Genomic DNA, 13,935 nt, shown 5'->3' on the forward strand with positions numbered 1-13,935 from the left:
TTTACTAAATCTCTGAATTAAATTTTGAATATTGATATCTATAATAATTTTTAATATAAAAAAATAAATGAATTTTTAGGAGAGTGTAGAATATGGAAAAAAATAGAGATATGGAAATTAGTGAGCAAGTTGATTTTATGAATAAAAATGATTTTATAATTTCAGTTGGACAAATTGTAAAAGGCAACATAATTTCAATTAATGATAAAGAGATATATATTGATTTAGGAACAAAAACAGAAGGATATCTTCCTATAGAAGAAGTTACTAGTGAAAATGATGTAAAGCTCATAGATATTTTTAAAGTTGGTGAAGAAGTAGAAGCAAAAGTAATTAAAATAAGGAATGAAGATGGATACATAGTTTTATCTAGAGTAGAAATTGAAAGGGAAGAAGCTTATAAGGAAGTAGAAAATGCTTTTAATAATAATATTTCGTTAAAAGTAAAAATTGTTCAAGTGGTTAATGGAGGATTAATTACAAACTATAAAGGAGTTAAAATATTTATACCAGCTTCTCATGTAGAACTTACTCATGTTGATGATTTGGAAGAATATATAAATAAAGAATTCAATATAAAAATTATAGAATATATTAAAAATAAAAAAGGATTTAAAATTGTAGGTTCAAGAAAAGAATTACTTATAGAAGATAAAAATAAAAAAGAAGAAGAAATATGGGAAACGTTAAAAACCAATACTGTTATAAACGGAAAGGTAAAAAGACTTACAAATTTTGGAGCTTTTATAGATGTTAATGGAATTGATGGGCTTTTACATGTATCCGAAATATCTTGGGGAAAAGTTAATAAAGCTAGTGATATACTAAACATAGGAGATGTAATACAAGTATATATATTAGATGTTGATAAGGATAATAAGAAATTATCTTTGAGCATGAAAAGACTTGTAGAAAATCCATGGAAAAATGTTGATATAAAATACCCTGTTGGCAATATAGTTTTAGGAAAAATAGTAGGACTTACTGATTTTGGTGCATTTATTGAATTGGAACCAGGTGTTGACGGATTAGTGCATATATCTCAAATAAGCAATAAAAAAATTAATAATCCAAAAGATGTTTTAAATATAGGACAACAAATAAAAGCAAAAATTATAGATGTTAATAAAGAAAGAAAAAAAATAGAATTAAGTATAAAAGAAGTTGAAAATATTTAAGTAAGAATAAATTCAAATAAAAAAGGCTATTTTAAAAATAGCCTTTTTTATTTGAAAATAATATTGGTGGAGGAAGATGGATTCGAACCATCGAAGTCAGAGACAACAGATTTACAGTCTGCCCCCTTTGGCCACTCGGGAATTCCTCCTTATAAAAAAATACTGGAGCTGGCAATAGGAATCGAACCTACAACCTGCTGATTACAAGTCAGCTGCTCTACCGTTGAGCCATGCCAGCATACATGGTGGACCTTCAGGGACTCGAACCCCGGACCAACCGGTTATGAGCCGGTTGCTCTAACCAACTGAGCTAAAGATCCAAATTACAATATTTATTATATATTTATTTAAGTATATTGTCAATAAAAAATTATTAAATTATGATTTAAGATAATGTTTTAATATATCACAATTTTTGTTGGTAACTGTACCAAAATAATTAAAAAAAGCAGAAATAAAACTGGTGCTAATATTTTAAAAATTCTGAAACATTTTTTAAAAATTGGTGACATAAAAAATATTAAATTTGATTTATTTTATTTGACTTAATACTTTACAAGAATTATACTAATAATGGAAGTAAGTATATAAATTTATGAGGATTATTCTATGAAAAATTATGATTTATTAAATAAAAAAAATATAAAAGACTTTTTAATATTGAATGATTTGAGAAAACATTTTAATGTTTTAAATGAAGATTTTTATGAATGTTATACAAATAAAAATTTTGCAAGACAAATTATAATGCGTAAAAATATTAGACTTTTAAAAAAATATGATAATGTAGTAGGATATATATGGATATCAAAATATAATAAAAAATATTATGTAATCAATTCTATGTATGTAAATGAACAGGAAGATATTGTAAATAAATACAAAGATCTTATTAATTTAATACCTTATAAAAAAATTTTTATATATACCTGTGAAAAAAATGATTTTAATTATGATGTATTAAAAAGCATAGGTTTTAAAAAATTAGATGGTACTTATGAAATGAATGTAGACATTTCTTCTATTTTGATACCTTTTATTACAAACGATTTACAATTTGAAACATTAGAAAAGGGAAAACATGAACAAATTAGATGTAATATTCAGAATGAAGTATTTAAAAACGATACTAGAACACCATTGAATGTAAATGATATATATTTTGATGAAATGCAAAAATACTATTTTAAAGATGGAGCAGTTTTAATGAAAAAAAATAATAAATACATAGGATATGGCCAAATAATTATAAATAATAATATTCCAACCATAGTTAATGTTGGTGTATTAAAAGAGTATAGAGGAAAAGGTTATGGGAAAAATTTAATATATTATTTATTTAAAATTCTTAAAAAACACAATTTTGAGCAAGTAAATTTAAAAGTTTCTTCCACTAACTATGTTGCTATAAATCTTTATAAAAGTATAGGATTTACAATAAAAAAAGAAATACATAACTGGGAATACGAAAAATAAATCGACACAAATTAGTGGCGATTTATTTTTCATTTTTTTTGTAGAATTAAATATTTTTCAAGTCCAAGTGATAATATATTTATTGCTTTTTTCAAATCTTCACAATTTATACAATATGATAAACGTATTTTATCTTTTCCAAGCTCTTTAGAAGCATAAAATCCTTCAGCAGGAGCTACCATTATTGTTTCATTATTATAGCTAAAATCAGTTAAAAGCCATTTTGCGAAATCTTCTGCATCTTCAATTGGAAGCTTTACTATTATATAAAAAGCTCCAGATGGTTTTTTGCAGACTACTCCTGGTATTTTAGAAAGATTATTATACATTATATTCCTTCTAGTTTCATATTCTGCTTTTACTTCATTAAAATAACTTCTAGGAGTATTTATCAAACTAGCTGCAGCTAATTGTTCAATAGTAGCACAACTTAATCTAGCCTGACATAATTTCAATATTTCTTTCATTAAATCTTTATTTTTTGAAGCAATTAAACCAATTCTAGCCCCACAAGCACTATAGCGTTTTGATATGCTGTCTATTAAAATTACTCGGTCTAAGATGTCTGACATAGATAACATAGATGTGAATTTCAAATCATCATATATAAATTCCCTATATACTTCATCTGCAATAATATATATATTATATTCTTTTGCTATATCTGCAAGCATTCTTATTTCATCATAACTATAAACAACACCGGTAGGATTTCCAGGATTTGAAATAAGTATGGCTTTAGTTCTATTTGTTATTTTATCAGTTATTGTTTTTTTATCAGGCAGGTGAAACCCATCTTCAGGATTAGTAAGAAAAGAAACAACTTTTACATTAGCAATACTTGAAAAACTGTTGTAGTTAGTATAAAATGGTTCCGGAATTATTATTTCATCATCTACATCACAAATTGACATTAATGCAAAAGTTAATGCTTCACTGCCACCGTTAGTTATCATAATTTCATCTTCCTCAAAATCAATATTCAAAGTTTTATAATATTTTATAAAACTTTGAATAAGTTCTGGTATTCCTTGAGAGTTAACATAAGATAAAATAGATTCATTAAAATTCTTAATGGTTTTAAAAAAAATATCTGGAGTTTTTATATCAGGCTGACCTATATTAAGATGGTATATTTTTATGCCTTTTTTTTGGGCAGCTTCAGCAAAAGGTGCTAATTTTCTAATTGGAGAAAATTGCATATTTTTAATTCTATTAGAAAAATCCATAATTATCCTCCTAATTATTAAGGTATGTATATTATATTCATATAGTGAAATTTAATTTACAGTTTATTGTGATTTAATCATAATATAAATTCATAAAAATACAATAAGATTTGAATGAAAATATAATAATAAATTCAATATTCAAATAATTTGTTCTTTTAAAATTAACTGAATATATACCGTTAATTTTACAACAATTTTTTATTTGTGTCTACTATTTTGTGGATGTAAATAAAAATTACTTTTAAAAAAATAATAAATTATATATAATATTACTTATGGTATATTGCTTAAAAATTATATAATACACATTATAAAAAAGGAGAATTAAAATGAATAAATCAAATATTCTTAAATATTTTATAGAAACTTGGGGATGTCAAATGAATGAAGAAGATTCTGAAAAATTATCAGGTATGCTTAAGTCATTAGGATATATAAGAACAAATAAAAAAGAAGAAGCTTCTATTATTATATTTAACACTTGCTGTGTTAGAGAGAATGCAGAACTTAAAGTTTATGGTAATCTAGGAGCGTTAAAAAATTTAAAGCAAAAAAATCCAGACATAATAATAGCCGTTTGTGGTTGTATGATGCAACAAGAAGGCATTGCTAATAATATAATAAAAAAATATCCTTTTGTTGATATTATATTTGGAACTCATAATTCATATAAATTCCCAGAATATTTAAATAGAGTTAAACAAGAAGGAAAATCAATAATTGAAGTTACTAACAAAGAAGAAGGAATTATAGAAGGAATTCCTATAGATAGAGAAAGTAATATAAAAGCTTTTGTTACTATAATGTATGGTTGTAATAATTTTTGCACTTATTGTATAGTGCCTTATGTAAGAGGGAGAGAAAGAAGTCGAAAGCCAGAGAATATAGAAGCAGAAATAAAAGATTTAGTTTCTAATGGATATAAAGAAATTACTTTACTTGGCCAAAATGTAAATTCTTATGGTAAAGGACTTACTGAAGATATAAATTTTGCAAAATTATTAAAAAGAATTAATAATATTGATGGACTTGAAAGAATTAGGTTTATGACTTCTCATCCTAAAGATTTATCTGAAGAATTGATAGAAACCATTGCTCAATGCAATAAAGTTTGCGAACATATACATCTTCCAGTTCAATCTGGTTCATCTAATATATTAAAAAAAATGAATAGACAATATGACAGAAAGCAATATCTAGATTTAGTAAAAAAAATAAAAAAAAGTATTCCTAATATATCTTTAACCACAGATATAATTGTAGGATTCCCTGGAGAAACCGAGAAAGATTTTGAAGAAACACTTAGTTTAGTAAAAGAAGTTGAGTTTGATTCAGCATTTACTTTTATATATTCTAAAAGGAAAGGTACTCCTGCATATGATATGGATAATCAAGTTGATGATGAAATTAAACATGAAAGATTTAACCGTTTAATAGAAGTTGTTAATGAAATTAGTTATAAAAATAATAAATCTTATTATGGTAAAGTTGTTGAAGTTTTAGTTGAAGGACGAAGCAAAAATGACATAAATAAATTAACAGGTAGAACTAGGACCGGAAAATTAGTTAATTTTACAGGAAGTTTTGACAGCATAGGTAAATTAGTAAATGTAAAAATAACTGAACCGCTTTCATTTTCATTAAATGGTGAGCAAATATAATTAATTTTATAAAAGTAAACAAAAGAGGTGATACCATGGCACTAACTCCAATGATGCAGCAATATTTAGAAGTAAAGGATAAATGTAAAGATAGTATTTTATTTTTTAGATTAGGTGATTTTTATGAAATGTTCTTTGATGATGCTATAATCGCATCTAAAGAGCTTGAACTTGTTTTAACAGGAAGAGATTGTGGCTTAGATGAAAAGGCACCTATGTGTGGAGTGCCTTTTCATGCTGCAAATTCATATATAACCAAGCTTATCGAAAAAGGATATAAAGTAGCTATTTGCGAACAGTTAGAAGACCCTGGTTTAGCCAAAGGAATTGTAAAAAGAGATATAGTAAAAATTATTACTCCTGGAACTTATACAGACTCAAGTTTTTTAGAAGAAAGTAAAAATAATTATATAATGAGCTTATATGTAGATAATGATAAAAATGAAATAGGTATATGTTTTGCAGATATTTCTACTGGTGATTTTTATTGTACTGAAGGTGAATTTAAAATTTCTTCTATAATAGATGAAATTTCAAAATACTTTCCAAAAGAAGCAGTGGTTGAAAAAAACATAAGCGAAGATTTAATAAAAATTATTAAAGATAATTTTGGTATATTATGTACACTAAAAGAAAATGATTTTTTTACAGAAAATTGTTTTTATAATTTAGAAACTAAATTCAATAATTTTAAAAGAGATTATTATAATTTAAGTTTAATATATGCTAGTAATGGATTGTTAAATTATATAATGGAAACTCAAAAAACGAATCTTTGTAATATTAATGATATGCAATATTATAATATTACTGACTATTTAAGTATTGATGTAAATTCAAGAAAAAATTTAGAAATTACTGAAAGTTTAAAAGATAAAAGTAAAAAAGGGTCTCTTTTATGGGTGTTAGATAAAACTTCTACTGCCATGGGAAGTAGACAACTTAGAAAATGGATAGAACAACCTTTAGTAAATAAAGATAGAATTGAATTTAGGCTAAATGCTGTTGAAGAACTTTCTAAAAATATGGATCTTCAATTAGATTTAAAAGAAGCATTAGATAAAATTTATGATATTGAAAGAATTGTAGGTAAAATAGCTATAAAAAGTATTAATGCAAAAGAATTAATAACTTTAAAAAATTCTATACAAAAGATTCCTAATATCAAAAATATATTAAAAAATTTTAATTCTCCTATGTTAAATGAAATATATAATAATTTAGATGAATTAAAAGATATATATGAACTCCTTGATAAATCAATAAATGAAAATCCATCAATTTCATTAAAAGAAGGGAATATTATAAAAGATGGATACAATTCTGAAATAGATGAATTAAGGAATATAAAGTTAAATGGCAAACAATGGATATCATCTTTAGAGAATAAAGAACGAGAGATTACAGGGATTAAATCTTTAAAAGTAGGTTATAATAAAGTTTTTGGATATTATTTAGAAATAACAAATGCTAATAAAAATATGGTTCCAGAGGGAAGATACATTAGAAAACAAACCCTTTCAAATTGTGAAAGATATATAACACCTGAACTTAAAGAAATGGAGTATAAGATATTAGGTGCAGAAGAAAAATTAATTAATCTTGAATATGAATTATTTGTATATATAAGAGAAAAAATAGAAAAAGAAATATATAGATTAAAGAAAACAGCAAAATTAATAGCTGAGTTAGATTGTCTTAATTCATTAGCATTAGTAGCTTTAGAAAATAATTATTGTAAGCCTAAAATAACAGAAGACGGAAGAATAATTATTGAAGAAGGTCGACATCCTGTTGTAGAAAAGATGCTTCCTCCAGGTACTTTTGTAGCAAATGATTCTAATATTAATAATTATGATGAAAATTTAATATTAATAACTGGCCCTAATATGGCAGGTAAATCTACATATATGCGTCAAATTGCACTTATTACTTTAATGGCTCAAATAGGATCTTTTGTTCCAGCTAAAAAAGCATCAATTTCAATATGTGATAAAATTTTTACTAGGATAGGGGCTTCTGATGATCTTTCATCTGGTAAAAGTACTTTTATGGTAGAAATGTGGGAAGTTTCAAATATATTAAAAAATGCTACTAATAAAAGCTTAATTTTACTTGATGAAATTGGTAGGGGAACAAGTACTTATGATGGATTAAGTATTGCTTGGGCTGTTGTAGAATATATATGTACTACACCTACTATAAAGTCTAAAACTTTATTTGCTACTCATTATCACGAATTAACAAAATTGGAAGATCTACTTGATGGTGTAAAAAATTATTCAGTTGCAGTTAAAGAAATAAACAATGAAATTGTTTTTCTTCGTAAAATTATAAGAGGAGGAGCAGATCAATCATATGGAATTGAAGTTGCAAAGTTAGCTGGCCTTCCAGAAGCAGTTATAAAAAGAGCAAAAGAATTATTAATAAGTTTTGAAAAAAATAAAACTGAAAAAAATAAAATTGATAATAAAAATATTATTAACGTAAACCAATCAAGTGATGTTTTAAAAGAAACTGCTGTAAACAGTGATAATAATTTTAAACAAATTAAGTTTAACGATATTGAAAAAGAAAATTTATTAAAAGAGCTAAAAAATATAGATATATTAAATCTTACGCCAATGGAAGGATTTAATAAACTTTATGAATTAATAAAAAAAGCTAAAGCTTTATAAAATGAAGGTGATAATTTGAAGAGGATAAATATACTAGACTTAAATACATCTAATAAAATTGCAGCAGGTGAAGTAGTAGAAAGGCCTTATTCTGTAGTTAAAGAATTAATAGAAAATAGTTTAGATGCTAATGCTAAAAATATAATTATAGAAATATTTGACGGAGGGCAAAAAACTATAAAAATTACCGACGATGGAGAAGGAATCCATCCTGAAGATATAGAAAAAGTATTTTTACCACATGCTACAAGTAAAATAGCGTATGTAGATGACTTATTTAATTTAAACACCTTTGGATTTAGAGGAGAAGCTTTAGCTAGCATCGCAGCAGTTTCAAATGTAATATTTAGAAGCAGGACTTATAATTTTGAATATGGCAGAGAAATATCTATTTCTGGAGGTCACAAAAATTATATTAAAGATGTAGGATCAAATATTGGAACCTATGTAGAGGTTAATGATTTATTTTTCAATGTTCCTGCTAGATTAAAATTTTTAAAATCTCCTCAAAGAGAAGCTGCTCTTATAACAGATATAGTAGAAAGACTTGCTATGATTAATCCTAATATATCTTTTAAATTATACAATAATAATAATAAAGTTTTTTTTACTTTTCCCACCGAAAATTTAATAGATACAATTAGGATTATATATGGTAAAAATGTAGCTAATAATATTACTTATTTTGAAAAACATTCTGATATAGCTTCCATTTATGGATATATAGGTAATGCCGAAATCAGTAGAGGAAGTAGATTAAATCAAAGTATTTACGTAAATAAGCGATATGTAAAAAATAAATTAATAACAACTGCTGTAGAAAATGCTTTTAAATCATTTTTAACTATAAATAAGTTTCCTTTTTTTATTGTATTTATAGAGATATTCCCAGAATTTATTGATGTAAATGTACATCCTACAAAATCTGAAATTAAATTTAAAGATGATCGTTTTATATATAAGTTTGTATTTGATGCTGTTCATGAATCTATACGAAATAATTTTAAAAAAACATTTAATTTTCATATAATAGAAGATGATACTACTAATGCATTAAATAATAATTATATTTATGAAGAAACTTCTAATTCATTTTCTTCTGTACAAATTCCAATAGACTTTAAACAGGATAATTTATTAAATAATATATATAATGAAAGTTCAAATAATGATTATATTTATGGAGAAAAGCTCCCTTTTGATAATGATAGAATTAAAATTAAAGAAGATACAAATAAAGAGGATGTAAATGATATAAATGATAAAGCAAAATTTCCTCCTCTTACAGTAATTGGCCAGTTTAATAATACCTATATACTTGCACAATATAAAGATGAACTTTATATTATTGATCAGCATGCTGCTCATGAAAAAATTAATTTTGAAAAATATATAAAAGATTTAAAAAACAAAAAAGTAGCTGCTCAAATATTGATACCTTCAGAAATAATTGAATTAACTCCTCAAGACTTTATTATATATCTTGAAAATAAAGAAATATTTAAAAATGCAGGATTTAATATTGAAATTTTTGGAGAAAATACTATAAGTATAAGAGAAGTACCTATAATATTAGGAGACATTGAAGTTAAAAATTTATTTCTTCAAATAATCGATAATATCAAATCTTCAGCAAGTATACAAACAGAAGATATTAAATATGATAAAATTGCTAAATTGTCTTGTAAAGCCTCTATAAAAGCAAATAATAAGTTATCTAATATAGAAATGCAAGCTTTAATTGATGAGTTAAGATTTATACAAGATCCTTTTACTTGTCCACATGGTAGACCTACAATTATTAAAATAACTTTAAATGAGCTTGAAAAACGATTTAAAAGAATACAATAAATAAATCACTAGAAAGGAGAGAATACAATGTGAAAGATTTACTAATAATTGCTGGGCCTACAGCTGTAGGTAAAACTTCTATATCTATTGAATTAGCTAAAAATTTAAATGGTGAAATAGTTTCAGCTGATTCTATGCAAATATATAGGTATATGGATATAGGTTCGGCTAAAATAAAAAAAGAAGAAATGCAAGGAATTCCTCATCATTTAATTGATATTATAGATCCTGATGATACTTTTAGTGTAGCACAATATAAAGAAAAAGCTACATCTGTAATTAATGATATTTTATTAAGAAATAAATTACCTATAGTTGTAGGGGGAACTGGATTATATATAAATTCACTTATATGTAATTTAAATTTTGCAAATACAAGCAAAGATGATGATTATCGAAAATATTTAGAAAAACTGGCCAAAGAAAAAGGTAATGAATATGTACATGGAATGCTTCGTGATATTGATATTGAATCTTTTAATAAATTATATCCTAATGATTTAAAAAGAGTCATTCGAGCTTTAGAAGTATTTAAAGTTACTGGTAAAAAAATAAGTGAATTTAATAATGAAGAAAATTTATATGATATTCCTTATAAAATTTATTATTTTGTGCTTAACCTAAATAGAGAAAAATTATATGAAATAATAAATAAAAGAGTAGATGAAATGATAAAAAATGGTTTAATTGAAGAGGTAATTAAACTTAAAAAACTTGGATATACTTCCAATATGCAGTCCATGCAAGGAATAGGATACAAAGAAATACTTTCTTATCTTGATGGAGAAATCAGCCTTGAAGAAGCTATTGATAAAATAAAACAAGGTAGTAGAAATTATGCTAAAAGGCAGTTAACTTGGTTTAAAAAAGATAAAAGAGCTATATGGATTAATAAAGATTCTTTTGCTAATGATAATGAAATAATAGAATTTATAATAAAGAAAGTTAATTTATTAAAAAATAATAAAAATTAAAAGGATTTTTATTATATATAGAGAATATCTATTTATCTAAATTTTTACATGGAGGGGATTTTAATGAACAAAACAACGAATAATTTACAAGATATTTTTTTAAATGGTGCAAGAAAAGCTAAAATACCTGTAACCATATATTTGACTAATGGTTTTCAAATAAAAGGAAATGTTAAAGGATTTGACAGTTTCACAGTTGTTTTGGACTGTGATGGTAAACAAATGCTTATATATAAACATGCAATCTCTACGATAACTCCTTTAAAACCAATTTTATTTAATAATCAATCTACAGAAGAAAATATGTAATATAAAATTTTTAAATTTTAAAAAAGATAGGTAATTAATTTGCCTATTTTTTTTTTACATGTTAATATAATTAAGTTAATATATTTTTGAGGAGGATTTATATATGCTAGATAGTACAATATCTTTTTTAAAAAATAAGTACAATATTAATGATAAAGTGTTTGATTTATGCAATCAAGCATTAATAGATATTAAAAATGAATTTGAATATTATGATAATATAAAAGAATATAATCAAATTAAAGTACTTAATGCATTTCAAGAAGAAAGAATAAGTGACTCACATTTTACTAATTCAAGTGGTTATGGTTATGGAGATATAGGTAGAGATGCTTTAGATAAAGTGTATGCAAAAGTTTTTAATTGTGAAAGTGCTATAGTAAGACCTCATTTTGTTAATGGAACTCATGCTATTGGTGCTGCATTATTTGGTAATTTAAGACCTAATGACACTATGCTTTCAGTATGTGGTACACCATATGATACTTTGCATAATATTATTGGATTAGGGGATAATAAAAATTTAGGTTCATTAAAGGAATATGGTATTAAATATAAACAATTAGATTTAAATCAAGATGGAAAAATAGATTTAAATCTAGTTAAAGATACTATTTTAAAAGATAAAAGTATTAAACTTATCCATATTCAGCGTTCAACTGGTTATGGCTGGAGAAAATCTTTATTAATTTCTGACATAAAAGAAGTAATTAATATTGTTAAATCAATTAATCCTAATATAATATGTTTTGTAGATAATTGCTATGGAGAATTTATAGATAAATTAGAACCTACTGAAGTAGGCGCAGATTTAATTGCAGGATCACTTATAAAAAATATAGGAGGAGGTATAGCACCTACAGGTGGATATATTGCAGGCAAGAAAAAATACGTTGATCAAGCTGCTTATAGATTAACTGTACCTGGAATCGGAGGAGAATGTGGTTCAACATTTGGAATTATGAGACTTTTATATCAAGGTTTATTTTTTGCTCCACATGTATCTATAGAAGCACTTAAGGGAGCTATATTTTGTTCAAGAATAATGGAACTTGCAGGATTTGAAGTTCTCCCTAAATATTCTGATAAAAGAAGTGATATTATTCAAGCTATAAAATTCAATAATAAAGATATGTTAATTAATTTTTGCAAAGGCATACAAGCTGGTTCACCAATTGATTCATTTGTAGAATGTGAACCATGGGACATGCCTGGATATGAAGATCAAGTTATTATGGCTGCAGGTGCTTTTATACAAGGATCTTCTATAGAATTATCTGCAGATGCACCTATTAGAGAGCCATATATTGCGTACCTTCAAGGAGGACTTACATTTGAACATGCAAAAATCGGTATATTAATTGCTTTGTCTAAAATATTAACATACTAAAAAATAAGGTTTATAATTAAACCTTATTTTTTAGTATGTTCTATAAATTCCTGCTAATTTACCGAGTATTTTGCAATTATCTACAATTATAGGACTCATATAATTATTTTCTGGCTGTAATCTTATATAGTTTTTTTCTTTAAAAAATCTTTTTAATGTAGCTTCATTATCAATAAGAGCTACTACAATTTCTCCATTTTCAGCTACGTTTGTTTTTTCTATTATGGCTAAATCTCCATCAAATATCCCGGCATTTATCATGCTATCACCTGATACGTGTAAAATAAAAAGTTCTTTATTGCTTTTTATATAATTTAAAGAAATAGAAAAAATATCTTCAATATTTTCAACAGCTAAAATTGGTTGACCTGCGGTAACTTTCCCAATTACAGGAATATCTATCAACTCATTTTTAGTTACATTATCTTTCAATAATTCAATTGCTCTAGGTTTGGTAGGGTTTCTTTTTATAAGGCCTTTTTTTTCTAATCGTTCTAGATGACCATGAACAGTAGAGGTTGATTTTAATCCTACAGCATTACAAATTTCTCTAACAGAAGGAGGATATCCTTTATCTATTATATATTTTTTAATAAAATCGTATATTTCTTTTTGCTTATTACCGCTAACTTCCATCACTATGAATCACCTCTCAATTAATATAAAAATTATAGCATAATATTTTATTAATATCAAACTAGTGTTCTGGGGCAGGGATACATTATACAAATATAAAAAAGTTGATAAGATAGAAGATATTAGTAGGTTGATTTTAATTACTTGATTTGATATAATTGCTTATACAAAATAATAGGAGGTGAATTTATAATGAAAAAATGCATTTTTAACAAAAGTAAACTTTGCAATAATTGTGGAGATTGTTATGTATGCGATTTAAATTCAGATAAAAAATGTAATAATTGTGGTAAATGTATTGAACTTGAAGGATATGATCTTAAAGCTATAAAAATTGATGAAATATTTTATGATAATAAAGAACTTTCCCAATATGAGGAAATGAATAAATTACATGATGAAGCAAATAAAATTTTAAATGAAGATAACGAATTATGGGACTATATTGATGATATTAAAGAAATTAAATCATTAATAGAAGAAGATAAGCTTCAATTATATGAAGAATTCCCTGGATTAATAAATATAAGCAAAAAAAATAATGAGTAAT

10 protein-coding genes, 3 tRNA genes and 1 pseudogene are annotated in these 13,935 nt (G+C 25.0%); 9 read left to right on the forward strand and 5 right to left on the reverse strand.

Going from position 1 to position 13,935, the window contains the following annotated elements; genetic code table 11:
* Positions 1 to 116: 116 nt before the first annotated feature.
* Positions 117 to 1,178 (forward strand): annotated as a pseudogene (gene rpsA, locus EGD97_RS01325) (30S ribosomal protein S1); the annotation flags it as partial.
* Positions 1,179 to 1,242: 64 nt separating this feature from the next.
* On the opposite strand, the gene EGD97_RS01330 reads toward rpsA, so the two are convergent.
* The 3 genes from EGD97_RS01330 to EGD97_RS01340 form a co-directional block, all read right to left on the reverse strand.
* Positions 1,243 to 1,327, reverse strand: a tRNA-Tyr gene (locus EGD97_RS01330).
* Positions 1,328 to 1,341: 14 nt separating this feature from the next.
* Positions 1,342 to 1,416, reverse strand: a tRNA-Thr gene (locus EGD97_RS01335).
* A 5-nt stretch (positions 1,417 to 1,421) separates the two neighbouring features.
* Positions 1,422 to 1,498: transfer RNA gene (locus tag EGD97_RS01340), tRNA-Ile, on the reverse strand.
* A gap of 289 nt (positions 1,499 to 1,787) precedes the next feature.
* Between EGD97_RS01340 and EGD97_RS01345 the strand changes: the two genes are divergently transcribed.
* The gene (locus tag EGD97_RS01345) at positions 1,788 to 2,654 is read left to right on the forward strand and encodes a GNAT family N-acetyltransferase (RefSeq protein ID WP_078681658.1); all 867 of its coding nucleotides are present in this window, start codon (positions 1,788 to 1,790) and stop codon (positions 2,652 to 2,654) included.
* Between the two features lie 29 nt (positions 2,655 to 2,683).
* Here EGD97_RS01345 and EGD97_RS01350 read toward each other — a convergent pair whose 3' ends face one another.
* Entirely contained in the window at positions 2,684 to 3,883 is a 1,200-nt protein-coding gene (locus EGD97_RS01350) for a pyridoxal phosphate-dependent aminotransferase (RefSeq protein ID WP_127836384.1), read from the reverse strand.
* 332 nt (positions 3,884 to 4,215) lie between these two features.
* Between EGD97_RS01350 and miaB the strand changes: the two genes are divergently transcribed.
* The 6 genes from miaB to EGD97_RS01380 all read left to right on the forward strand — a co-directional run bounded on the left by miaB (position 4,216) and on the right by EGD97_RS01380 (position 12,749).
* Positions 4,216 to 5,547 (forward strand): tRNA (N6-isopentenyl adenosine(37)-C2)-methylthiotransferase MiaB, encoded by a 1,332-nt coding sequence (gene miaB / locus EGD97_RS01355; RefSeq protein ID WP_127836385.1) that lies wholly within the window; start codon positions 4,216 to 4,218, stop codon positions 5,545 to 5,547.
* Positions 5,548 to 5,582: 35 nt separating this feature from the next.
* Positions 5,583 to 8,225 (forward strand): DNA mismatch repair protein MutS, encoded by a 2,643-nt coding sequence (gene mutS, locus EGD97_RS01360; protein ID WP_078681655.1) that lies wholly within the window; start codon positions 5,583 to 5,585, stop codon positions 8,223 to 8,225.
* 15 nt (positions 8,226 to 8,240) lie between these two features.
* Positions 8,241 to 10,076, forward strand: coding sequence for a DNA mismatch repair endonuclease MutL (gene mutL, locus EGD97_RS01365; RefSeq protein ID WP_078681654.1), 1,836 nt, complete (start codon positions 8,241 to 8,243; stop codon positions 10,074 to 10,076).
* A gap of 29 nt (positions 10,077 to 10,105) precedes the next feature.
* Positions 10,106 to 11,050 carry a tRNA (adenosine(37)-N6)-dimethylallyltransferase MiaA gene (gene miaA / locus EGD97_RS01370; RefSeq protein WP_078681653.1) on the forward strand — a complete coding sequence of 315 codons (945 nt, stop codon included), beginning with the start codon at positions 10,106 to 10,108 and terminating at the stop codon, positions 11,048 to 11,050.
* Positions 11,051 to 11,113: 63 nt separating this feature from the next.
* Positions 11,114 to 11,359: an RNA chaperone Hfq gene (gene hfq / locus EGD97_RS01375; RefSeq protein WP_078681652.1), complete on the forward strand. Its 246-nt coding sequence runs from the start codon at positions 11,114 to 11,116 to the stop codon at positions 11,357 to 11,359.
* Between the two features lie 103 nt (positions 11,360 to 11,462).
* On the forward strand, positions 11,463 to 12,749 hold the full coding sequence (locus tag EGD97_RS01380; RefSeq protein ID WP_127836386.1) for a methionine gamma-lyase family protein: 1,287 nt from the start codon (positions 11,463 to 11,465) through the stop codon (positions 12,747 to 12,749).
* Positions 12,750 to 12,779: 30 nt separating this feature from the next.
* On the opposite strand, the gene lexA is transcribed toward EGD97_RS01380, so the two are convergent.
* Positions 12,780 to 13,385 carry a transcriptional repressor LexA gene (lexA, locus tag EGD97_RS01385; protein ID WP_078681650.1) on the reverse strand — a complete coding sequence of 202 codons (606 nt, stop codon included), beginning with the start codon at positions 13,383 to 13,385 and terminating at the stop codon, positions 12,780 to 12,782.
* 192 nt (positions 13,386 to 13,577) lie between these two features.
* Here lexA and EGD97_RS01390 point away from each other — a divergent pair, with 192 nt between their 5' ends.
* A complete protein-coding gene (locus EGD97_RS01390; protein ID WP_180376945.1) occupies positions 13,578 to 13,934 on the forward strand; it encodes a hypothetical protein in 357 nt (118 codons plus the stop codon).
* Position 13,935: the final 1 nt, after the last annotated feature.

The organism is Clostridium prolinivorans (genome assembly GCF_004011155.1).
GTDB lineage: Bacteria > Bacillota > Clostridia > Clostridiales > Clostridiaceae > Clostridium_AT > Clostridium_AT prolinivorans.